At 62.1% G+C, this 22,183-nt stretch carries 27 protein-coding genes and 2 tRNA genes; 24 read left to right on the forward strand and 5 right to left on the reverse strand.

Going from position 1 to position 22,183, the window contains the following annotated elements:
* The 3 genes from V5A53_RS04120 to V5A53_RS04130 form a co-directional block, all read left to right on the forward strand.
* On the forward strand, positions 1–1,299 hold a 1,299-nt coding region (locus V5A53_RS04120), incomplete at its 5' end, for a PKD domain-containing protein (RefSeq protein ID WP_332312311.1).
* 113 nt (positions 1,300–1,412) lie between these two features.
* On the forward strand, positions 1,413–1,955 hold the full coding sequence (locus tag V5A53_RS04125) for a CAP domain-containing protein (RefSeq protein WP_332312312.1): 543 nt from the start codon (positions 1,413–1,415) through the stop codon (positions 1,953–1,955).
* A gap of 52 nt (positions 1,956–2,007) precedes the next feature.
* Positions 2,008–2,949, forward strand: a complete 942-nt coding sequence (locus V5A53_RS04130; RefSeq protein ID WP_332312313.1) for a hypothetical protein — start codon at positions 2,008–2,010, stop codon at positions 2,947–2,949.
* A gap of 182 nt (positions 2,950–3,131) precedes the next feature.
* Here V5A53_RS04130 and moaA read toward each other — a convergent pair whose 3' ends face one another.
* Positions 3,132–4,115: a GTP 3',8-cyclase MoaA gene (gene moaA / locus V5A53_RS04135; protein WP_332312314.1), complete on the reverse strand. Its 984-nt coding sequence runs from the start codon at positions 4,113–4,115 to the stop codon at positions 3,132–3,134.
* A gap of 129 nt (positions 4,116–4,244) precedes the next feature.
* On the opposite strand from moaA, the gene V5A53_RS04140 reads away from it, so the two are divergent.
* The 15 genes from V5A53_RS04140 (at position 4,245) to rpsB (ending at position 11,847) form a co-directional block, all read left to right on the forward strand.
* Complete coding sequence (locus V5A53_RS04140) at positions 4,245–5,288, forward strand: Mrp/NBP35 family ATP-binding protein (RefSeq protein ID WP_332312315.1); 1,044 nt, start codon at positions 4,245–4,247, stop codon at positions 5,286–5,288.
* Between the two features lie 4 nt (positions 5,289–5,292).
* Positions 5,293–5,523 (forward strand): hypothetical protein, encoded by a 231-nt coding sequence (locus V5A53_RS04145; RefSeq protein ID WP_332312316.1) that lies wholly within the window; start codon positions 5,293–5,295, stop codon positions 5,521–5,523.
* A 227-nt stretch (positions 5,524–5,750) separates the two neighbouring features.
* Positions 5,751–5,834, forward strand: a tRNA-Ser gene (locus tag V5A53_RS04150).
* Between the two features lie 16 nt (positions 5,835–5,850).
* On the forward strand, positions 5,851–6,369 hold the full coding sequence (locus tag V5A53_RS04155) for a 30S ribosomal protein S13 (protein ID WP_332312317.1): 519 nt from the start codon (positions 5,851–5,853) through the stop codon (positions 6,367–6,369).
* Positions 6,369–6,893, forward strand: a complete 525-nt coding sequence (locus V5A53_RS04160; protein ID WP_332312318.1) for a 30S ribosomal protein S4 — start codon at positions 6,369–6,371, stop codon at positions 6,891–6,893. Before V5A53_RS04155 ends, V5A53_RS04160 begins: the two co-directional genes overlap by 1 nt.
* Positions 6,894–7,277, forward strand: coding sequence for a 30S ribosomal protein S11 (locus tag V5A53_RS04165; RefSeq protein ID WP_332312319.1), 384 nt, complete (start codon positions 6,894–6,896; stop codon positions 7,275–7,277).
* 1 nt (position 7,278) lies between these two features.
* On the forward strand, positions 7,279–8,022 hold the full coding sequence (locus V5A53_RS04170; RefSeq protein ID WP_332312320.1) for a DNA-directed RNA polymerase subunit D: 744 nt from the start codon (positions 7,279–7,281) through the stop codon (positions 8,020–8,022).
* 144 nt (positions 8,023–8,166) lie between these two features.
* Positions 8,167–8,251: transfer RNA gene (locus tag V5A53_RS04175), tRNA-Leu, on the forward strand.
* A 24-nt stretch (positions 8,252–8,275) separates the two neighbouring features.
* Entirely contained in the window at positions 8,276–8,629 is a 354-nt protein-coding gene (locus tag V5A53_RS04180; protein ID WP_178291573.1) for a 50S ribosomal protein L18e, read from the forward strand.
* A complete protein-coding gene (locus V5A53_RS04185; protein ID WP_332312321.1) occupies positions 8,626–9,060 on the forward strand; it encodes a 50S ribosomal protein L13 in 435 nt (144 codons plus the stop codon). The genes V5A53_RS04180 and V5A53_RS04185 overlap by 4 nt, the downstream gene beginning before the upstream one ends.
* Positions 9,054–9,452, forward strand: a complete 399-nt coding sequence (locus tag V5A53_RS04190; RefSeq protein ID WP_332312322.1) for a 30S ribosomal protein S9 — start codon at positions 9,054–9,056, stop codon at positions 9,450–9,452. Before V5A53_RS04185 ends, V5A53_RS04190 begins: the two co-directional genes overlap by 7 nt.
* Positions 9,453–9,464: 12 nt before the next feature.
* Positions 9,465–9,659 carry a DNA-directed RNA polymerase subunit N gene (locus V5A53_RS04195; protein ID WP_156708642.1) on the forward strand — a complete coding sequence of 65 codons (195 nt, stop codon included), beginning with the start codon at positions 9,465–9,467 and terminating at the stop codon, positions 9,657–9,659.
* Positions 9,656–9,829: a DNA-directed RNA polymerase subunit K gene (locus V5A53_RS04200; protein WP_332312323.1), complete on the forward strand. Its 174-nt coding sequence runs from the start codon at positions 9,656–9,658 to the stop codon at positions 9,827–9,829. Before V5A53_RS04195 ends, V5A53_RS04200 begins: the two co-directional genes overlap by 4 nt.
* On the forward strand, positions 9,830–11,032 hold the full coding sequence (eno, locus tag V5A53_RS04205) for a phosphopyruvate hydratase (protein ID WP_332312324.1): 1,203 nt from the start codon (positions 9,830–9,832) through the stop codon (positions 11,030–11,032).
* Positions 11,029–11,847, forward strand: coding sequence for a 30S ribosomal protein S2 (gene rpsB, locus V5A53_RS04210; RefSeq protein WP_332312325.1), 819 nt, complete (start codon positions 11,029–11,031; stop codon positions 11,845–11,847). The genes eno and rpsB overlap by 4 nt, the downstream gene beginning before the upstream one ends.
* A 31-nt stretch (positions 11,848–11,878) precedes the next feature.
* On the opposite strand, the gene V5A53_RS04215 is transcribed toward rpsB, so the two are convergent.
* Positions 11,879–12,394, reverse strand: coding sequence for an NUDIX hydrolase (locus V5A53_RS04215; protein WP_332312327.1), 516 nt, complete (start codon positions 12,392–12,394; stop codon positions 11,879–11,881).
* 89 nt (positions 12,395–12,483) lie between these two features.
* Between V5A53_RS04215 and mvk the strand changes: the two genes are divergently transcribed.
* On the forward strand, positions 12,484–13,476 hold the full coding sequence (gene mvk, locus V5A53_RS04220; RefSeq protein ID WP_332312328.1) for a mevalonate kinase: 993 nt from the start codon (positions 12,484–12,486) through the stop codon (positions 13,474–13,476).
* The gene (locus tag V5A53_RS04225) at positions 13,473–14,204 is read left to right on the forward strand and encodes an isopentenyl phosphate kinase (RefSeq protein WP_332312329.1); all 732 of its coding nucleotides are present in this window, start codon (positions 13,473–13,475) and stop codon (positions 14,202–14,204) included. Before mvk ends, V5A53_RS04225 begins: the two co-directional genes overlap by 4 nt.
* Positions 14,205–14,334: 130 nt before the next feature.
* Here V5A53_RS04225 and V5A53_RS04230 read toward each other — a convergent pair whose 3' ends face one another.
* Positions 14,335–15,837: a class I adenylate-forming enzyme family protein gene (locus V5A53_RS04230; protein ID WP_332312331.1), complete on the reverse strand. Its 1,503-nt coding sequence runs from the start codon at positions 15,835–15,837 to the stop codon at positions 14,335–14,337.
* Positions 15,838–15,922: 85 nt separating this feature from the next.
* Here V5A53_RS04230 and V5A53_RS04235 point away from each other — a divergent pair, with 85 nt between their 5' ends.
* On the forward strand, positions 15,923–16,822 hold the full coding sequence (locus V5A53_RS04235) for an MBL fold metallo-hydrolase (protein WP_332312332.1): 900 nt from the start codon (positions 15,923–15,925) through the stop codon (positions 16,820–16,822).
* Here the strand turns inward: V5A53_RS04235 and V5A53_RS04240 are convergent.
* On the reverse strand, positions 16,817–18,004 hold the full coding sequence (locus V5A53_RS04240; protein ID WP_332312333.1) for an acyl-CoA dehydrogenase family protein: 1,188 nt from the start codon (positions 18,002–18,004) through the stop codon (positions 16,817–16,819). The two genes, V5A53_RS04235 and V5A53_RS04240, sit on opposite strands and share 6 nt — an antisense overlap.
* Before the next feature lie 106 nt (positions 18,005–18,110).
* Between V5A53_RS04240 and V5A53_RS04245 the strand changes: the two genes are divergently transcribed.
* Complete coding sequence (locus V5A53_RS04245) at positions 18,111–19,616, forward strand: class I adenylate-forming enzyme family protein (RefSeq protein ID WP_332312334.1); 1,506 nt, start codon at positions 18,111–18,113, stop codon at positions 19,614–19,616.
* A 76-nt stretch (positions 19,617–19,692) separates the two neighbouring features.
* Entirely contained in the window at positions 19,693–20,502 is an 810-nt protein-coding gene (locus V5A53_RS04250; RefSeq protein ID WP_332312335.1) for an SDR family oxidoreductase, read from the forward strand.
* Positions 20,503–20,740: 238 nt separating this feature from the next.
* Here V5A53_RS04250 and V5A53_RS04255 read toward each other — a convergent pair whose 3' ends face one another.
* On the reverse strand, positions 20,741–21,079 hold the full coding sequence (locus V5A53_RS04255; RefSeq protein ID WP_332312336.1) for a hypothetical protein: 339 nt from the start codon (positions 21,077–21,079) through the stop codon (positions 20,741–20,743).
* Between the two features lie 88 nt (positions 21,080–21,167).
* Between V5A53_RS04255 and V5A53_RS04260 the strand changes: the two genes are divergently transcribed.
* A complete protein-coding gene (locus tag V5A53_RS04260) occupies positions 21,168–22,091 on the forward strand; it encodes an A/G-specific adenine glycosylase (RefSeq protein ID WP_332312337.1) in 924 nt (307 codons plus the stop codon).
* Positions 22,092–22,183: the final 92 nt, after the last annotated feature.

The following is a 22,183-nucleotide window of genomic DNA, read 5'->3' on the forward strand; positions in this document are numbered from 1 at the left end:
CTCGACGCCACCGGGTCGATACATCCGGATGGCGAGATCGAACGCTACGAATGGCACATCGAGACGCCCGATGGCCGGAGTATCGAACCGGAGTGTGTGGACTGTGCCCGGACGACCTTTTCGCCTGATACGGCCGGTCGGTACGAGGTGGCAGTCACTGTCACTGGTTCGGAGGGCGAAACAGCGAGTGACACACTGTACGTGGACGTAGAAGGTATCCCCGATGACAGTCGGGATACGACCGAAACACCGGATAGAAGTGCGGGTTTCGATTCTAGCGGCTCCGACACTGCTAACGAGGGACGAGAGCACACGACTGAACTGGACGGGAACAAAGTCGGGGGCTCCATATTCGAAATCGACTACGAAACACCCATCGAAATCAATGAGTGCAACACAGCAAGCGGAGTTGGTACCGGCTATACCACCGGCGGTAACTTCGACGATTGTACTGATCCCGAGGGAGGATGGAAGAATCCAACGAAAAAACAAGAAGCCGAGGTCACCGTCGGACTTGATGACTATGAGGATGAAAGCTTCAGCTTGAGTGACCTGCCTGTTCCCGAAGCGCCCGATCCGACTCCAGCAAAAGGTTCGGAGGGCATGGGCATGGAAGGAGATTCGTATGAGGTAGTATCTGACGCTAGAAAGGCACAACGTGAAGAAACTGGTATCATTGAGGGCATCCTCTACGGGGCTGACTCAGCAGAGGTAACAACATATGAGACGAGCAGCAATGGTGCACAGGCGCTCGCGAAGGCTGATAGAGTCGGAAGTCGAAACTACGAATCAGGACAAGGAGATGGTGAAGGACATGGTTGGAATAGTGTCTCCCAAACGGGGGGTCCGACTGGTGAGAATCTAGATGAGGCAGATACAGTTGTGATGACGATCGAAACCGCCGAAGGGTCGGGACTGCTAGACAGTCTTGGTGCGTCCGATATCTACTCACGCGAGGACTACGAGGAGGACCGTTCAGAAGTAGGCGATTTCGCTGGCGACATTAGTTCGGGCATCTCTGATGCCGTCGAGAGTGGTGGCAACATACTCGGTGACGGCGAGGGCGGCAGCAGCGACGAATCTACACACACCGCTACTTCCACCTCAACGCGAGATACGACATCGAGTAATAACGACTCGCCTCCGGGTGGTTCATCTTTGAGTGATTCGTCCTCAGGGAGTTCGGGCGGATTGTCTAGTGAATCGTCGTCGGATGGGTCCAGTAGTACAGATTGGCAGCTTCCGGATGACCTTGAATCGGACAACGACGCCGGTTATGCCACTGCCCCCGGATTCTGATAATTCAATCCAAATAATAAGCGTTTAATTTAAATGTTGTAAAAATAATCAGTTGGTAATTCGTGAACCGAAGAATGTTACTTCGTAGTGTCGGGGTAGTTGCCACAGGGAGTGTGACAGTTGCGTTTGCTGGTTGTGTAAGTGGTAACAAGGAGAAGGTCCGAGCTTCGACGCCCGCAGAGATTCCTCCAATCGATGCGACGAACGCTGATATCTTCTCTGACATCCGAACCTTGGAGAATGCCATTCACGAAGCGACGAACGAATTCCGTACTGAGGAGGGATATGGCCCTCTTGAGTACAACAAGAACCTGGCGAAAATAGCTCGAAATCACAGCAGAAATATGGCTAAGGAAGGGTTCTTTGCTCACAAAGATCATAAAGGTCGACATTCGGGAGAGCGAGCGGATTATTTCGGCTACCCAGATGCCGCCATATCCGAGAATCTTTTTCGAGCCGGGATTCCCGAACAAATTGAATCACCCGATCGAATTGCCGACAGAACTATTCAGGGATGGGAAAGTTCGCCATCACACCGAGCAGGAATGCTCACTACAGCTCATATTGTAGAAGGAATTGGTGGCTACATCACAGCAGAACGAGATGTCTTCATAACCGCGATGTATGCGGATGTCGATGGTGGAATACCGTCGTAAATATATCTAGAGGCGATAAAATGACTCATAAACAGATATTTCAAATACAAACATGAATCGGCGTACACTTTTGCGAACAATTGCTGTTGCAGGGAGTACTAGCCTTGCTGGCTGTGAAACTGTGCTTTACGGCAAGGAAGGTAACGAGACTGTCGCGACAGCCAACTCGGAACTCGCTGAAGCGGCCGCGATTTTGAATAAGATCGATTTAACTGCTAACGAGGAAGCGAACGTTTCTCCGGGCGATTTTGAGGGGTACTCACCGAGTGACGTAACACAGCATACCGATGTCGCGAACGAGGCGCTAACCGACGACGACAGTGATACAGGTCATGTACTATCCGTCGTGTCTACGGTACTTGAAGAAACGGCCTATCAGTACCAGTCCATTGAGCATGTTTTTGGAAATATCGCCGAATATCGGCAGCGGTACCTTGATCGCGAATTCGAGAACGCAATTCGTGCAGGTGACCGATTCGCAACGAGCCTTGCAGAGGTAACTGAACACGCGAACATAATTACTGAAAACCTCGTATCATTGGATGATGCTGGATATAATGCCCCCGTGGAAGGGTTCTCTGTAGAAAGATGGGCGAATGAACAGGGCGTAATACTCAGAATGGCAGAGGCAATGACGCCTCTCGGTGTGGGGTTTGTTCGCCATGCAAACGGGATGCGGGTCCAGCAGAACGCTATCGTCGCAAAGCGTGATCGAGACTATCAGACGGCTCTCCAAGAGGCTGAGGAAGCCAAGAACTCGTTCGAGACTGCTGAGGAGAATTTTTCTGCGTCGTTAGATCTCGGATTTAGCCAACATCGGGTTCTAATCGAACAGTTTTCTTGTTTAGCAGGTGGCTTTTTCCGGGGAGCGGAAACGAGTGTCGACGCACTTGAAGCGTACAATGATGGTGATGATAATAAAGGGGATAATCTGTGGGAACAGGCAATTTCCGAGATAGAACAAGTGAATGATGACTGCCTCAGTGGCGAGTAGTTCTGGAAGAATCCTAATAAAATGACGACGAACTAATCGGGTCGTTCACTACAAATTATTGAAGCCACTACGAGGAGCCGTCCAACTACTATTAATTAATCAGCGACCGTAAGGGGAAAGGCACTCTGCCATGGAGCAAGAGACCTGTGGATATCTGTAAAGAACGTCCAACTGTGCCCCATTCACGCCCCAATATACTCCTCGTTAAAAACCCATTCACCGTCTTCGTCCTGAACCATATATTCCCCATAATACGGAACTCGCTCATCGACGGTTTCGCGGAACGTCTCACGGATTTCGGGTTTCGTCATCTCGCCCATACTCTTGAGGTCGTCATTCCGATTCAGACAGCCTTTGAGGTATCCCTCGTGGGTGACGCGTACGCGGTGGCAGTTGGCACAGAAATCGGCGTTGCCGACGGGATCGACGATTTCGACCATGCCGGTCGCCGATTCTTCGCTGTCGTCGGGGCTGACCCAGTACCGTCGGCGGCCGTGCATCTCGCGTTGTTCGATTCGGTCGGCCTGCTCTTCGAGCCAGTCGTGGACGCGGTCGATGTCGATTGCCCATTCGGGGCGGCCGGCGAGTTCGGGCATGTACTCGATGAGCTGGAGTTGGAGGCCGTCGTTCTCGGCGACGTGGTCGACCATCTCGGGGACGTAGCCGGCGGTCTTCTCGAAGACGACCATGTTGAGTTTGACGGGGTCGAGGCCGGCATCGAGGGCGGCGTCGATGCCTTCCATGACGTCGTCGTAGGCAGCGCTTTTGGTTACCTCGCGGAAGGCTTTGGGGGAGAGGGCGTCCTGGGAGATGTTGACGCGTTCGAGGCCGGCGTCGACGAGGCCGTCGGCGCGGTCGGGGAGGAAGGTGCCGTTGGTGGTCAGCGAGGTTTCCATCGAGTCGGGCGTGCGCCGGACGATCTCTTCGAGGTCGTCGCGGAGCATGGGTTCGCCGCCGGTGAACTTCACCGAGTCGACGTCGAACTCGGCGGCGACTTCGAGAAAGCGGACGACGTCGTCGGTGGACATCTCGTCGTCGGCTGGTTCCATCGGTCCGCGGGTGTCGCCGAGTCCCTCGTTGTGGCAGTAGACGCAATCGAAGTTGCATCTATCCGTCAGCGAGATGCGGACCCCAGTAACCTCACGGCCGAATCCGTCCTCAAGCATGAGTGAGTGTGTCGTGTAGAGGTGCTTAAAATCGACGCCAAACGGGGGCATATAGTAACTGATTGTGGTTACGTACAGGGGTGCCGGGCTCCACAACTCTTATCGGCGCTTCGCGGCCTATCGGTACGCATGGACGAAGACGCGATTCTCGACCGGCTGTCGACGGTCGAGGACCCGGAACTCGGCGACGACATCGTCTCGCTCGGTCTGGTCAACGACGTGCGTATCGACGGCGACACCGTCTCGATCGACCTCGCCCTGGGTGCGCCGTACTCACCGACGGAGACGGAGATGGCGGGGGAGGTCCGCGAGGTGCTGTCGGATACGGGCCTCGAACTCGACCTGTCGGCGAGCATCGACACGGGGCTGAGTTCCGAGGAGCAGGTCCTACCGGGCGTCGAGAACGTCATCGCCGTCGCCTCCGGGAAGGGCGGCGTCGGGAAGTCGACGGTCGCGGTGAACCTTGCGGCAGGACTGTCGCAGATGGGCGCACGCGTTGGCCTCTTCGACGCGGACATCTACGGGCCGAACGTCCCGCGGATGGTCGACGCCGACGAGCGGCCGAAGGCGACCCACGACGAGAACATCGTTCCGCCGGAGAAGTACGGGATGAAACTGATGAGCATGGACTTCCTCGTCGGCGAGGACGACCCGGTCATCTGGCGTGGGCCGATGGTCCACAAGGTCCTGACCCAGTTGTGGGAGGACGTCGAGTGGGGCTCGCTGGATTACATGATTGTGGATCTGCCGCCGGGAACGGGTGACACACAGTTGACGCTACTGCAGTCCGTACCGGTCTCGGGTGCGGTGATCGTGACGACGCCGCAGGAGGTCGCCCTCGACGACGCGCGCAAGGGCCTGCGGATGTTCGGCAAGCACGATACGCCGGTACTCGGTATCGTCGAGAACATGTCCGGGTACATCTGCCCGGACTGTGGCTCCGAACACGACATCTTCGGCAAAGGTGGTGGCGAGGAGTTCGCAGAGGACGTCGATATGCCGTTCCTCGGTCGGATCCCGCTGGATCCCTCGGTCCGAGAGGGCGGCGATGAAGGTGGTCCCATCGTGCTGAACGACGAGGACGAGACCGGCGAGGCGTTCCGCGAGGTGGCACGTGAGACCTCGCGCATGCAGGGCATCGTCAGCCGTCGGAAGGCCGGCACATCCCGGTAAGACGATGACCGACGGGGATACCGTTGTGGACGACTCCGAGCGGGCAGCCCTTCTCCGGGAAGTCGCCGAGGACGTTCGCGGAGAGAGTTCGGAAAGCGAGCAGATCGCGGCGATGCTCTACCGGGTGTCGGACCTTTACGATCCCGACGAAGAGACGACGCCGGCGGAGATCTACCGGAACGTGCGGAACATTCTGGACATCAAGGAACGCGGCGGCCTGCCCGAGCGGGACTGAGGGGTGGCTTTCACTGGGTTGCTACTTTTGGTGGGTTTCGAGGTGCTTGTCTCCGAGATAGAGTTGGGATAATCCCCCGACGGGCGTGGGATGTGTCGCCGTACGCGAGACGGTCACACGAGGGCGGACTATCGTTGTGTTTAAGTACGCCGGTCGGGTAGCGAAATACGCAATCGATGTAGGGGCCCCGGCCCCGAGTCCGAGAGGGCGAGGATACCCACACGCGAGTCGTGGTAGCCAAGCATGGCCCAAGGCGCAGGGTTGCTAACTCTGTGGCGCAAGCCTCCGGGGTTCAAATCCCCGCCACGACGCTAATCCAACCCACATATGAGTGCAGAAGAACCCCAAGCGGACGAAGAAGACGAGGACATTCAGTACTTCGTCCGTATCGGACAAACCGACCTCGACGGGACGAAGAGCGTCGAGCGTGCGTTGACCGACATGAACGGTATCGGTCGACGTGTCGCTCGCATTATCGCAGAGAAAGCCGACGTCGACCGCCGCGACACCATCGGCGCTCTCGACGAAGACAAGATCGACGAGATCATCGAACACGTGGAAGGCTACGCCGAGGAAGTCCCCGAGTGGCTCACGAACCACCAGAACGACTTCTTCAGCGGCGAGACGACCCACGAGATCGGCAACGAGCTCCAGATGACTCGACGGCAGGACATCAACCGCATGAAGAAGATCGAATCCTACCGCGGGGTTCGACACAAGCGCGGCCAGAAGGTCCGCGGTCAGCGGACGAAGTCCACGGGCCGTACCGAGGGCACAATCGGTGTCAACGTCGAGGCCATCAAGGAAGAACAGGCCGAAGAAGAAGCAGCGGGTGAGGAAGAATAATGGCGCTCGGAAGCAACACGAAGTTCTACGAAACCCCGAACCACCCCTTCCAGGGTGAGCGTATCGCCGAAGAGGCCGACCTCGTCTCGCAGTACGGTCTCAGCAACAAGGAAGAACTCTGGCGCGCCCAGTCCGAACTGCGCGACTACCGCCGCGAGGCACGCCGCCTCCTCGGTGAAGCACAGGGTGACGCCGAAGAGGCCGCCGAGGCCGGCAGCGACTTTCTCGCCCGTCTCAAGCGCATCGGCGTCCTCGACGAGGGCGACAGCCTCGACGACATCCTGTCGCTGGACGTGACCGACATCCTCGAGCGGCGACTCCAGACGGTCGCCTACCGCAAGGGCGTCGGCAACACGGCCAAGCAGGCACGTCAGTTCATCAACCACGGCCACGTCACCGTCGAGGGCGCACGCGTCACCGCGCCGTCCTTCAAGGTCGACGTCGCCATCGAAGACGACATCGAGTTCGACGAGACCAGTCCGCTGGCCGACGAACTCCACCCCGAACGAGCGGAGGGTCAATAAATGGCAGACGACAACACGTGGGGCGTCGCACACGTCTACGCCTCCTTCAACAACACGATCATCACGGTAACGGACCTGACCGGCGCCGAGACGATTACGAAATCCTCCGGCGGGACGGTCGTGAAGCAGAACCGCGACGAGGCGTCCCCGTACGCCGCCATGCAGATGGCCGAAGTCGTCGCCGAAGAGGTACAGGACGCCGGCATCGACGGCGTTCACGTCCGCGTTCGCGGCCCCGGTGGCAACCAGCAGAGCAACCCCGGGCCGGGCGCGCAGGCGACGATCCGTGCGCTGGCTCGCGCCGGCCTCGAGATCGGTCGCATCGAGGACGTGACCCCGATTCCGCACGACGGTACCCGCAGTCCGAAGAACGCAGGATTCTAACATGAGTGAAGAATTCGAGGTAGAGTTCATCGACCGCGACGAACGGAGCGCGCGCTTCCTCGTCCGGGGCGTCAGCCCCGCCTTCGCCAACGGCATCCGCCGGGCGATGGTTGCCGACGTGCCGACGCTCTCGATCGACACCGTCCGTGTCATCGAGAACTCGTCGGTCATGTTCGACGAGCAAATCGCGCTTCGTCTCGGCCTCATCCCGCTTTCGACGCCGGACGACTACGAGCCGGGTGACACCGTCACGCTGGCCATCGACGTCGAAGGTCCCGACACGGCCTACTCCGGGGACCTCGTCTCCAGCGACGACAAGGTCCAGCCGGCAGAGGAGAACGTCCCCATCATCGAACTCAAGGAAGGCCAGCGCCTCGAACTCGAAGCCGACGCCGAACTCGGCCTCGGACGAGACCACGCCAAACATCAGGGCGGCGTGGCCGTCGGCTACCGACACCTCCAGCGTGTCAACGTCGTCGGCGAGAAAGGCGAATTCGAGGACGAAGAGTCGGAGATCATCCGCGGCGTCATCGAAGAGGACGGCGAACTGATCCCGACCGAGGAGTTCGACAACGACCTCAGCCAGCGGTATCCGGGCAAGGAGGTCGAGATCGAGGACGTGCCGAACGCGTTCGTTTTCGACGTCGAATCCGACGGCTCGCTCTCGGTCGAGGACCTCGTCCTGCAGGCCGTCGAGAGCATCGAGGTCCGAGCCGAAGAACTCGAAGAAGCGGTTCAACTGTAACAACGACGATGATTCCCCACACCCCAACCACGACGCACTCCCCGGCCACGAGCGGCGGCGCGACCGCGCGCTCGGCGGCCGGAACCACCACACGACGGTGGACCGAAAGGGGCTTTAGTGGGGGCCAAGAACACACTATTGCGCGCAGGGATAGCCAAGTCAGGCCAACGGCGCAGCGTTCAGGGCGCTGTCCTGTAGAGGTCCGCAGGTTCAAATCCTGCTCCCTGCATCCACTTCTCAGGAGAGATAACCGATGAGTAGCAAAACGAACCCGAGGCTTTCTAGTCTCATCGCTGACCTGAAGTCGACCGCCCGCAACGGCGGCGGCGAGGTCTGGAACGATGTAGCCGAGCGCCTCGAAAAGCCCCGGAGCACGCACGCGGAGGTCAATCTGGGTCGTATCGAACGATACGCCCGGGAGGACGAAACCGTCATCGTGCCCGGCAAGGTGCTCGGGTCCGGTGCCCTTCGGAAGGAGGTCACCGTCGCAGCTGTCGACTTCTCGTCGACGGCCGAAACCAAGATCGACCAGGTAGGCGACGCAATCGAACTCGAACAGGCACTCGAAAACAACCCCGACGGCTCGAACGTGCGGGTGATCCGATGAGTTACGCGAAATTCGATGCGGACGTCGTCGTCGACGCCCGCGACTGTATCATGGGTCGTGTCGCCTCGCAGGTCGCACAGCGTGCGCTTGATGGCGAAACCGTCGCCGTCGTCAACGCCGAAAACGCTGTCATCACGGGCCGCGAGGAAGACGTGATGGAGACCTACCAGACGCGCGCCAACGTCGGCTCGGACCGTGGGCCCGAATACCCCAAGCGTCCGGACCGCATCTTCAAGCGCGCGATCCGCGGCATGGTCCCCTACAAGGAGACCAAGGGCCGCGAGGCCTTCGAGAACGTCCGCGTCTACGTGGGCAACCCCTACGACGAGGCGGAAGTCCTCGAGGACACCTCGCTGGACCGACTGTCGAACATCAAGTTCATCTCGCTGGGCGAAATCAGCGAGAATCTGGGTGCTAACGTAACATGGTAACCAACACGTCCGGCAAGAAGAAGACGGCTGTCGCACGCGCGACGGTCTCGAACGGCTCCGGTCGGGTGCGGATCAACTCCACGCCCGTCGAGCTGGTCGAGCCCGAGCAGGCACAGCTGAAGATGCTCGAACCGTTCCGTATCGCCGACGAGGACCTCCGCGACGAGGTCGACGTCGACGTGAACGTCGCTGGGGGCGGCTTCTCCGGCCAGGCCGACGCCGTGCGAACGGCCATCGCTCGCGGGCTCGTCGAACACACCAACGACGCCGAGCTTCGCGATGCGTTCATGTCCTTCGACCGGTCGCTGCTCGTCAACGACGTGCGCCAGTCCGAATCGAAAAAATGGGGCGGCCCCGGCGCACGGGCACGCTACCAGAAGTCCTACCGCTAAGGTGATTCAGTCATGATGGTACCGGTCCGGTGTTTCACGTGCGGTAAAGTCGTCGGCGAGCACTGGGAAGAGTTCAAAGCTCGCGCCCGTGAGGGCGATGAGGACCCCGCAGAGGTGCTCGACGAGCTTGGCGTCGACCGCGCGTGCTGTCGCCGCATGCTCGTCTCCCACAAAGACCTCGTCGACATCGTATCCCCCTACCAATGAGAGGCACCAACCGCTACGAGAAGGCACGAATCCTCGGGGCACGAGCCCTGCAGGTGTCCTACGGCGCGCCGGTGCTCATCGAGACGGACCAGACGGAGCCGATCCTCGTCGCTGCCGAAGAGTACGACGCTGACGTCCTGCCGTTTACCGTCCGTCGAGGTGAGAAGTAGATGACGCTCATCACGGAGGTACGACTCCGCCGAATCCTCGATAGCCGCGGGAATCCGACCGTCGAGGCCGAGGTACGAACCGAAAGCGGCGGCTTCGGTCGTGGCGCAGCCCCCTCGGGCGCGTCGACCGGCGAGTACGAGGCCATCGAGCGGCCGGCCGAGGAGGCCATCGCCGCGGCCCGCGAACTCGCCGTCCCGCGTCTGGAAGGCCAGGTCTATGCCGGCGACCAGCGCGGCGTCGACCAGGCCCTCCGTGGTGCCGACGGCACCGAGGACTTCTCGGAGATCGGCGCCAACTCCGCGGTCGCCATCTCGATGGCCGCCGCAAAGGCCGCCGCCGACGTACTCGGTGCGCCGCTGTATCAACATCTCGGTGGCGCCTTCCGCGGCCGTGACTTCCCGGTTCCGCTCGGGAACGTCATCGGCGGCGGCGAGCACGCCGCGGACGCCACCCATATTCAGGAGTTCCTCGCCGCGCCGATCGGGGCCCCCTCCGTGACCGATGCCGTCTTCGCCAACGCGGAGGTCCACGGCGAGGTCCACGACATCCTCTCCGAGCGGGACCTTCCCGCCGGGAAAGGCGACGAGGGCGCATGGGCGCCCTCTATCGACGACGCCGAGGCCTTCGAGATCATAGCCGAGGCCGTCGAAACCGTCGAGGACAAGGTCGGCTTCGATATCGCCTTCGGGCTCGACGTTGCCGGGGCCGAACTGTACGACGCCGACGACGGCGTCTACCGCTACGGTGACAAGACGCGCACGCCCGACGAGCAGGTCGATTACATCGCCGATCTCGTCGACGAGTACGGTCTCGTCTACGTCGAAGATCCGCTCGACGAGAACGACTACGAGGGCTTCGCGGAACTGACCGACAGAGTCGGCGACCGGACGCTCGTCTGTGGTGACGACCTCTTCGTCACCAACACCGAGCGACTCTCCGAGGGTATCGACGTTGGCGCCGCAAACAGCATCCTCATCAAGCCGAACCAGATCGGGACGCTGACCGACGCCTTCGATGCAATCGAGCTGGCCGTTCGGAACGGCTACGACCCCGTCGTCTCCCATCGCAGCGGTGAGACGGAGGATACGACCATCGCACACCTCGCCGTCGCGACCGACGCCCCGTTCATCAAGACGGGCGCGGTCGGTGGCGAGCGCACCGCCAAGCTGAACGAACTCATTCGAATCGAGGCAAACGCATGAGCGACAACGAAGAAGAAGGGTTCGACGCGTCCGACATCGACGAAGAACTCGACGAGCTCGAAGAAGAGCTCGACGAGGACCTCGACGAGGCGGCCGAGGAGGCCGCGGAGGCCGACGCCGAACCTACCGACGACGAACAGCCCGCCGAGGCGGCCGACGAGGCCGACGAGGCAGAAGAACCCGAGGAAGCCGACGAAGAGCCGGTCCTCGATGAGGACGTCATGCCCGACGACGAGGCGGACCTCCTCATCCCTGTCGAGGATTACCTGGCTGCCGGTGTCCACATCGGTACCCAACAGAAGACGAAGTCCATGGAGCGGTTCATCCACCGCGTCCGAACGGACGGACTCTACGTCCTCGACGTCTCGACGACCGACCAGCGTATCCGCACGGCGGCGTCGTTCCTCTCGAACTACGACCCCGAGCAGATCCTGGTCGCGTCGTCGCGACAGTACGGTCGGTTCCCGGCCGAGAAGTTCGCCGACGCCGTGGGCGCCCGCGCCCGCACCGGCCGCTTCATCCCCGGTACGCTGACCAACCCCGACTACGACGGCTACATCGAACCCGACGTCGTGGTCGTCACCGACCCCATCGGTGACAGTCAGGCCGTCAAAGAGGCTATCACGGTCGGCATCCCGGTCATCGCGATGTGCGACTCCAACAACACGACGTCGAACGTCGACCTCGTGGTCCCGACGAACAACAAGGGTCGCAAGGCGCTCAGCGTCATCTACTGGCTGCTGGCCAACGAGACGCTCGACCGCCGCGGCGCCGAACCCACCTACGGTCTCGACGACTTCGAGACCGAACTCTAAGCCGGTTTTAGATTTCGTGTTTTCCGGCCCGCTACTCCGTGAGCGATAGCTCCGTAAGTTCCTCGTATAGCACGTTTTCGGGGGTCGAGTCCGCCCAGCGAAGGTCGGTAACTCCCTCACCAGCCTGCAATTCGCCACCGACCGGCGTCGCCTCGAAACTGACGTAGGGGTTCGGTACCGGGTCGCGGTCCGTCCAGTCGTCCATGTAGAGGAGATGTAACTGTGCGATATCGTCGACGCAGGCTTCGATACCGGTCGTCTCCTGTACTGCTCGCTCGGCACATTCCCGATAGGATTCGCCGGGGTGGCGGCTGTCGCCGGGGTCGACCCAGCCGTCGGCGCCCTCATACCGGGCCAGCAGGATTCGGCCGTCCGCATCACGGACCCGACAGCCCGCACCGCCGACGACGCCGAAAGCCTCGAAGGTTTCGACGAGGGTGTCGTAGGCGTCCGGTTCGCAGTCGACGCGACGGCCGACGAGGTCTACCTCGCCGTATTCGGCGGCGAAATCCGCGACGAGACCATTGACGTGGCGAATCAGTTCCACGACCACGGCCCGACTGGGGTCCCCAGCGGCTTGGGCGTTACTCCATCGCGTTCGGTTACGCTTTTGCCGACGCCGGGCAACGACGAGGTATGACCACTTCGAGCGCTCCCGGGAAGGTGTACCTCTTCGGCGAGCACGCGGTCGTGTACGGTGAGCCAGCCGTTCCCTGTGCCATCGAACGGCGGGCACGCGTCACGGCCGAGGAACGCGACGACGACCGCGTCCGCGTTGAGGCCGACGAACTCACGCTGGACGGCTTTACCGTCATGTGGGGCGGCAAATCCGGCGACCGGCCGGACGTGAACGTCCCGACCCCGCTTCTCGAAGCCGCGATGGGCTATATCGACAACGCACTCGAACAGGCACGGGACGCGGCCGATGCGCCCGACGCCGGGTTCAACATCACCGTCGAAAGCGATATTCCGCTCGGGGCAGGACTCGGGTCATCGGCGGCCGTCGCTGTCGCCGGTATCGACGCAGCGACGCGGGAACTCGGCGTCGAACTCGACCCGATAGAGATCGCCGACCGGGCCTACCAGGTCGAATACGAGGTCCAAGAGGGGCAGGCCTCCCGTGCGGATACGTTCTGCTCGGCGATGGGGGGCGTCGTTCGCGTGCAAGGCGACGACTGCCGGCGTATCGAGAGCGTTTCGAATCTCCCCTTCGTCGTCGGCTACGACGGCGGTTCCGGCGATACGGGCGAACTCGTCGCCGGCGTTCGGGAACTGAAGGAGGAATACGGCTTCGCCGCGGACACGGTCGAAGCCATCGGTGACATCGTCCGAAGCGGTGAGGGCGTCCTTCGGGAGGGTGACCTCGAAGAACTGGGTCGACTGATGGATTTCAATCACGGGCTGTTGTCCGCGCTCGGCGTCTCCGGGCGAACGCTGGATTCGATGGTCTGGACGGCCCGCGAGGCCGACGCTCTCGGCGCGAAACTCACTGGCGCGGGTGGCGGCGGCTGTATCGTCGCGCTGGACCGCACCGAACAGACGAAGACGGCGCTCGAGTACACGCCGGGGTGCGAGGCGGCCTTCCGTGCGGAACTCGATACCGAGGGCGTCCGGGTGGAATCCGAATGACGACGGTGCTGAAACTCGGCGGGAGCGTCGTCACCGACAAGGACGAACCGGAAACCGTCGACGAACGGAACCTCTCGCGTGCGGCCGAGGCCATCGCGGCGGTCGACGAGGACATCGTCGTCATCCACGGCGGCGGGAGTTTCGGCCACCATCACGCCGCCGAACACGGCGTCTCGACGACGGACGGTACACACGATTCGGGGGCGATCCGTGCGATCCACGGCGCGATGAAAGACCTGAACGAGGCCGTCGTGGGTGCCCTCGCGGAGGCGGGCGTTTCGGCCGTTCCGGTCCATCCCTTCTCGGCGGCGCATCGTGATTCGAAGAGCGACCTCTCCGTGTCGACCGATCGACTGGCGACGATGCTCGGCGAGGGGTTCGTCCCGGTCCTCCACGGTGACGTTGTCGTCCACGAAAACCTCGGTGCGACGATTCTCTCCGGTGATGAAATCGTCGTCGCGTTGGCTGACGCGCTCGATGCCGACCGAGTTGGTGTCTGTTCGGCGGTTCCGGGCGTCTACGATGCCGAGAAGACCGTTATCGACCGTATCGACTCCTTCGACGATGTGGCCGACGTGCTGGGCGGGAGTGACGCGACCGACGTAACCGGCGGGATGGCTGCGAAAGTCCGGGAGCTCCTCGGCCTCGATGCCCCTGCGTACATCTTCGATATCGATGGCCTCGACGAATTCATCGCCGGAGAAAATCCCGGCACCCGAATCGACTAGGGGTTTTTATACGAACGCGCGGGCAGACGCCCCGTGCTCGACTGAGCTGCCCCGGCTCGCACAGCGGATGTGCGACAGGACGTGCCGGAGGCGTGACGCTATCGGCGTAGCGGTCCTGTCGCCTGCTCGCCTATTCGCTGACCTGCTCGACGAGGGCCGTCTTGTCGATCTTCTGGCTGCCGGTCCGCGGGAAGGAATCCACGAAGTGGATTCGGCGAGGCTTCTCGTAGCCGGCGAGGCCGGCGTGGTCGTCACAGAAGGCCTCCACGTCGTCGGCCGACAGCGACTCGTCGCCGACGATAGCCGCGGTGACTGCCTCGCCCAGTCGGTCGTGCGGCGTGCCGAAGACCGCAACAGCATCGATGCCGTCCATCTCCGCGAGGGCGTCCTCGACGCGGGAGGGCGCAACCTTCTCGCCCCCGGAGAGGACGATGTCGTCGAGACGGTCGACGAAATAGAGGATACCGTCCTCCTGTCTGACCACATCGCCGGTTCGGAACCACTCGCCGTCGAACGCGCGCTCGGTACGTTTTGGCGCATCCCAATAGCGGGGCATGACGCTGTCGCCGCGAAGCCATAGCTCTCCGTCCTCGTCTTCGGCAACGTCGTCGCCGGTATCGGGGTCGACGACGCGTGCCTCCACGCTCGGAACCGGCTTGCCGAGCGCGCCGGCCGTACGTGGCGTCTCCGGCGTCCCGGCGACCGTCAGCCCTGCGGCTTCGGTCTGGCCGTAGTAGTTCAGGAGTTCGTCGACCGCGAACGCCTCCTCGAAAGCGTCCAGCGTCGACTCGGTGGCTGGGCTGCCGCCGTAGAAACACATCCGGAGCGACGAGGTGTCCTGTTCGCGAGCGGCGTCGCTGTCCAGCGCGTCGACCATCATCGCTGGGACGAGGCCGGTGATCGTCGCGTCGGTGGCCTCGACCAGCCGCGCCCATTCGGCGGCGCCCCACGCCGGGTGAATGACGACCGAGCCACCGGTGAACAGACCCATCAGTGTCGCGCCGTGGAAGCCGCCGACGTGGAACAGCGGAACCGAGACGACGGCAGTATCGTCGGCAGTTACGTCGTACGTCGCGATTCCGGCATCGACCTGTGCGCCGGCGTTCCGGTGGGTCTGGACGACGCCCTTCGGGTCGCCCGTCGTGCCCGAGGTGTGCATGACGATGGCCGTTTCGTCGTCCAGTCGCGTGACCGGCTCCGGGGCTTCGGCCGGATCACCGAACGCATCCGCGTCGAACTCGCCTGCGTGGCCAGCGACGAGGGCATCGCTGCACCCGGCCCCTTCGGCGGCCTCCGTGGCGGTGTTCGCGAACACTCCGTCATGGACGACGACTTCGGGGTCGACGTCGTCAAGCACGTATGCCACCTCGTCGGGGCCGAATCGGTAGTTGACCGGCGTGAACGCACAGCCAGCGCGCCACGCCCCGAGCGCGACCGCGACAACGGTGGCGTTGTCGAGCATCAGCGCTGCGACCCGGTCGCCGGGGGTGGTGCGTTCGTCAAGGAACGCGGCGACTGCGGCCGCCCGCTCCTGCAGGTCGCGATAGGTGATGTCCTCGCCGTCGGGGTCGATGACCGCCGCCTGTTCCGGGCCCGATCTGGCCTGCCGTGCGAAACGCTCGTAGAGGTTCATGCCCACGCGCTGGTCGCCGCCGCTCATAAGTGTGTGGCCTGTTGGCAGGGGACGATTTTTGTGGGATGACGACGACCACCGGGTGATGGAATACGAGCGACACGAACTCACCCAGCCGCTGTACGGCGGTGTGAACGTTCTCCGTATCGGCGACACGCTGGTCGATACAGGTCACGTCGCGCCGGTCTCTCGGGATGCCCTCCGTGAGGCCCTCGATGGGCCACTTGACGGCATCGACCAGGTACTACACACCCACCCACACATCGACCACGTGGGCGGTTCTCAGACCATCGAGGCGCTAGCGGATTTGCCGCACCTCGTTCCCGAGGGCGAACGGGAAATCCTCTACGACTACGCTGGCTATCTCCGGTGTGCCCGCGAGGAGATGACTCAGTTACTTGCGGGGTTCCCGAGCGATGCGACGATAGATGATGATTACTTCCCGATTCAGGAGTATTACGAAGAACGCATCGACATCACCCGCGAACTGAGGGATGGCGATACCGTCGAACTCGACGAGTACGAACTCGAAGCCGTGTCGACACCCGGACACGCTGACCCCCATCTAGCCTTCTGGCACGAACCGAGTGGTACGCTGTTTTCGGGCGACCTCGTCGATGTCAACGGCCGGTTTCAGTATGGGCCGCTGTTGGGAGACGTCGGCGACTACAAGGAGTCACTTCGCCGGATACGCGACCTCGACCTCGAGATCCTCGTCCCGATGCACGGCCCGAAACTGACCGACCCGGAGGACCGAATCAGGGCATCGCTGGCGGATGCCGAACGGACGGAAGCCCGCTTGCTACGATTCCTCGCCGAGCATGGACCCTGTTTCGCTCGCGAATTCGTCATCGAGGAGTTAGGCGTCGATGGCCCACGAACAGGGTTCATTACCCTCATCATCTACGAGTATCTCCGGCACCTCGACGACCGGGGGGACATCGAGATGTGGGTAACCGACGACGGGATTCGCGCCGAATTATAGGTCGAGGAGTTCCTTCGCGATGATATTGCGCTGGATCTCGCTGGCACCTTCGCCGATCTGGTAGATCTTCGTGTGCCTGTAGTGGCGCTCGACGGGGTAGTCGGTCGTGTAGCCGTTTCCGCCGTGGAGTTGAATGGCGTCGCTGGCGACCTCCTCGGCGATCTCGGAGGCGTAGAGTTTCGCCATCGAGGCGAGTTTGGTCGGTTTCTCGCCGTCGTCGACGCGCTGGGCGGCGTCGTAGACCAGTCGGCGCGCGAGTTCGACCTTCATTCCCATATCGGCGACCTTGTGCTGGACGGCCTGGAACTCCCGTAGTTCCCGGTCGAACTGCTCGCGTTCTTTGACGTACTCGACGGTCTCTTCCAGACAGCCCTGTGCAATACCGAGGGCTTGGGCGGCGATACCGACCCGTTCCTCCTCGAAGAACTCCATCAGTTGGTAGAAGCCGGCGTCCTCGTAGCCGACGAGGTTCTCCTCGGGCACCCGCACGTCGTCATACCGGAGTTGGGCCGTCTCGCTCGCGTTCCAGCCGAGCTTGTGGATCTCGCTTTCGACCTCGAAGCCATCGCGATCCGTTTCGACGATGATAGCCGAGATGCCGCTGTGTCCCTCCCCGCCCGTGCGGCACATGGTCAGGACGTAATCGGCGATAGTGCCGTGGGTGATGAACGTCTTGACGCCGTTGATGACGTATTCGTCTCCATCCTGCTGTGCCTCCGGCACCGCAGGGCTCGTCGAACTTCGCTCGACGGTGTCTTTTTCAGCGGTCGTTTCGATACCCGCGGCGTTGGAGCCGTGGTTGGGTTCGGTGTTGCCGAGCGCGCCGATGAGTTCGCCTTCGGCGACGCCGCGGAGAATCCATTCCTTCTGTTCGTCGGTGCCGTACTCCCGGATCATCCGGGTACCGAACCCGGTGCCGATGGCGGCGAGCATCCCGGCGTCGACGCGGCAGATCTCTTCCATGAACAGACACGTCTCGACCTGCGAGAGGCCGGCCCCGCCGTATTCCTCGGGAATCGTCCCACCGACGAGACCGGTATCGACGGCTTTCTCCCAGACCTCTTTGGGCCACTCGCCGGTCTCCTCGTGGTGGCGTGCGACGGGCGCGATCTCGTTTTCGGCGAACTCGCGGGCGGTCTGTCGGATGGCGCGTTCCTGTTCGGAGAACCCGAAGTTTACCATGGAACTACAAACGAATTTAATTGTTTAGTCGTATCGCCGATCGTGAATATTGCCGGTAACCCGTCGGCGTAACACTAATCAATAATGAGTATAATTAGCACACCACATGAATTTTGCCACCCACGTCGACAGGGTCGCGAGGAGTGCGCCCGACCGCCTCGCGATGACCGACCACACCCGGGAGGTCACCTACGCGGAGTTGGCGGGCGAGACGAACGCCTTCGCCAACGCGCTCGAATCGCTAGGTGTCGAGGCCGGCGACCGGGTCGCGCTGTATCTGCCGAACAGTATCGGCTTCATGTCCGCGTATCTCGGCGCGATGAAACGCGGGGCGATTCCCTTCCCGATCAACATGCGGTTCCAAGGCGATGAGATCCAGTACGTCCTGGTGGATTCCGGTGCCGTTGCGGCGGTCACCCACGGCCAATTCGAGGACGTGATCGCCGGACTGGACGTCCCATCGCTCGAACACCTCATCGTCGCCGACGGCGAGCAGGGTCACAGTTATCGGCAACTGGTCGGCGAGGCTGACACTGATTACGACGCCTACCCTCGCAAGGAGGACGAGCTCGCGGAGTTGATGTACACCAGTGGGACGACGGGCCGTCCGAAGGGGGTCAAACACACCCATCGGAACCTCGGGACGAACGCCCGTGGCCTCGTGGAAGCGATGAAATGGTCCAAGGATACGACGGCGCTTACGGTGTGTCCGCTGTTCCACGTCTCCGGGCTGAACGTCTCGTCGACGCCGCTTTTGACCGCCGGCGCGGAGAACCATTTCCTGCCGGAGTGGGACCCCGATGCGGCCCTGGAAACGATGGCCGCCAACGACGTCACCTACGCATTCTTCATCCCAACGATGGTCATCGACCTGCTGGAGAAGGACGTCTCGGAGTACGACCTTTCGTCGCTGGAGTTGCTCGGTGTCGGCGGCTCGCCGATGCCGAAAGAGCGCATCGAAACCGTCGAGGAAACGTTCGGTGTCACACTCTTGGAGGGGTACGGCATGACCGAGACAACCCCGCTGGCGGCGATCAACCGTCCCGATCAGAACGTTCGGAAAGCCGGGAGTATCGGCCCGCCGGCGACCGAGGTCGTCGACGTTCGCATCGAGAACCCCGAAACGAACGAGGCGGTAGAAACGGGTGAGAAAGGAGAATTGCTGTGGCACGGTGACACTGTCACGCCCGGCTACTTCCGGATGCCGGAGAAGAACGAGGAAGCGTTCGTCCAGCGGGAGGGCAAGCGGTGGCTCCGGTCGGGTGACATCGCGCGCATGGACGAGGACGGTCATCTCTTCGTCGAGGACCGCATCGACGACATGATCATCACCGGCGGCGAGAACGTCTATCCGCGCGAAGTCGAGGACGTGCTCTACGAACTCGACGGCATCGTCGAGGCTGCCGTCATCGGAACGCCACACGAGCGACTCGGGGAGACGGTCACGGCCATCATCGTCGACGACGGCAGTCTCTCGGCAGACGATGTCGAAGAACACTGCCGGGGGCAACTCACCGACTACAAGGTCCCACGACGCATCGAGTTCGCCGAGGAGTTGCCGAAGACATCCACGCGGAAGATCGACAAGGTATCGCTCCGCGAGGAGTTCTGAGACCGACCTACTCCTTTCAATCCCCCGGTGGTGAGAGACGACGGATTAATGGCGACTCCCCGCGGGGGTTGTTCGCATGCCGAACGACTGGCCCGAGACGCCGGATAGCACCGACATCTATGCCGATGACCTGCTGGACGGGGAGACCGCGCTTATCACGGGCGGCGGCACCGGAATCGGCGAGGAGATGGCGCTGGCGTTCGCCGACCACGGTGCTGACGTCGCCGTCGCCTCTCGCGATATGGACCACCTCGAACCCGTCGCGGAGGCAATCGAAGAGAAAGAACAGAACGCCTGTGCGACGACCGTCGACGTCCGGGACAAGGAGAAGGTCGACGAGATGCGGGATACCGTCCTCGACGAGCTGGGTGATATCTCGATTCTCGTCAACAACGCCGGTGCGAACTTCCTGACGCCGCTGGAGGACCTCTCGGAGAACGGCTGGCGTGCCGTCGTCGGGACGATTCTCGACGGAACTGCCTACTGTACGATGAGCGTCGGCGACTACATGATCGACAACGGCGGCGGCTCTATCATCTCGATGGGCGCGACCAACTCCGTTCATGGCGCGCCCTTCCACGGCCACTCGGGGGCCGGCAAAGCCGGTATCCACAACCTGATGCAGACGGTTGCCAGCGAGTGGGCGAAATACAACGTCCGTGCGAACACCATCGCTCCCGGCATCATCGAAACCGAGGGCGTCACCGAGGCGGCTGGCGGTGCCCTCCCCGAACAGATTCTAGACCACGTCCCGGCGGACCGGTTCGGGACTGCTCAGGACTGCGTCCCGCTCGCGGTCTTTCTCGCTTCCGACGCGTCGGCGTATGTGACCGGGAGCTACTATCCGGTCGATGGCGGGCATCTGCTGTTGCCGTCGCCGTACTGAACCGGCGAGGAGAGTGGTCCCCGGAGTAGCATCCGCGAGGCGCGCGAAGCGCGCCGAGCGGTTCCCCGCGCCGACCGAAGGGAGGCGCGGGACCGAGGCCCGACCGGTTGCGAGACTCTGAACGAAGTGAGGAGTCTCGGTATGGCGAATAGCGCGGGACCAGAGGTCCCGCGGACCATGCGAGCGGGCCGGAGGCCCGCGAGCAGACGGCCGCAGGTCGCCCGTGCAAAAAGTCCGGTTAGAACTGATAGCGGCGCGCGTTGTCGTCCTGCGGCGGATACTGGTCACCCATGCCGGCCGCGCCGGTCATCTCGTCGAAGGTCATGCCCGAGAGGTATTCGTCGTAGGTGACGTCGTAGCCGCTCCGGAGGTGGAAATCGAGGTTGCCGGTCTCGACGGCCGACTGAAAGAGCATGTGGACGGCCCGCCGGAGGAGTTCGTCGGGGTCGTCGGGGTCGTAGGCGTTGATGAGCATCGCCAGTTCGTTGCGCGTCTCGGTATCGAGGTCGACTTCGAGTTCCTCGCCGAGGTCCGAATACGTATCTTCGATATCCGCCGAAAGGTCGTCGAGTCCCATGTCCGTAGATGGGACTGGGCGGTGGAAGTCGGTTTCGCTCGGGGCCGAACCGTCAGGCCCAAGCGCCGTCCGTCGAAACGGACAGGCGATGACCGACGCCGCCAAGCACCTTCCGGAGGACGTCGATGCGGTCCGGGAGGCGCTGATCGAGTGGTACGAGGCCGACCACCGCGAGTACCCGTGGCGGCGGACCGACGACGCTTACGAGATCCTCGTCTCCGAGGTGATGAGCCAGCAGACCCAACTGGACCGGGTCGTTTCGGCGTGGGAGGAGTTCCTGGCGGAATGGCCCACCGTCGAGTACCTCGCGGACGCCAATCGGGCCGACGTCGTCGGTTTCTGGACTGACCACTCGCTGGGCTACAACAACCGCGCGAAATACCTCCACGAGGCGGCTGGACAGGTCGTCTCCGAGCACGGCGGGGAGTTTCCCGAGACACCCGAGGGTCTCAAGGAGTTGATGGGCGTCGGCCCCTACACAGCCAACGCCGTCGCCTCCTTCGCGTTCAACAACGGCGACGCCGTCGTGGATACGAACGTCAAGCGCGTCCTCTATCGGGCGTTTGACGAAATCCATAATACGGACGATCCTCCGTACGCTGAGGTTGCCTCAGGACTCATGCCGGAGGGAGAGTCGCGAGTCTGGAACAACGCGATTATGGAGTTGGGTGGCGTCGCCTGTCAGAAGAAGCCCCGCTGTGACGAGGAAGGATGTCCTTGGCGAGAATGGTGTCGCGCATATAACACAGGGGATTTCTCCGCTCCGGACGTGCCGACACAACCTGAGTTCGAGGGCAGTCGACGGCAGATGCGAGGCCGGGTGATTTCGACCCTGCGAGAATTCGACGAACTGACCCTCGACGATCTGGGTCCTCGAGTCCGGGTTGATTACTCACCGAACGGTGAATACGGCCGTGAGTGGCTCCATAATCTTCTCTCTGATCTTGCTGAGGATGGCTTGGTCGAGGTGAAAGAAGGCGATGAGGAAACTGTTGCGCGCCTACAGACCTAGTTCCACCAGTCCGAGGCCTCCTGTTAGCAGTAGTTACTGGTATGCAACTGAAAATATAGTGGTTCTACCGATACTTCTCTATAGAGCTGCGC

It is taken from the genome of Natronomonas sp. (assembly GCF_036625485.1).
Classification (GTDB): domain Archaea; phylum Halobacteriota; class Halobacteria; order Halobacteriales; family Haloarculaceae; genus Natronomonas.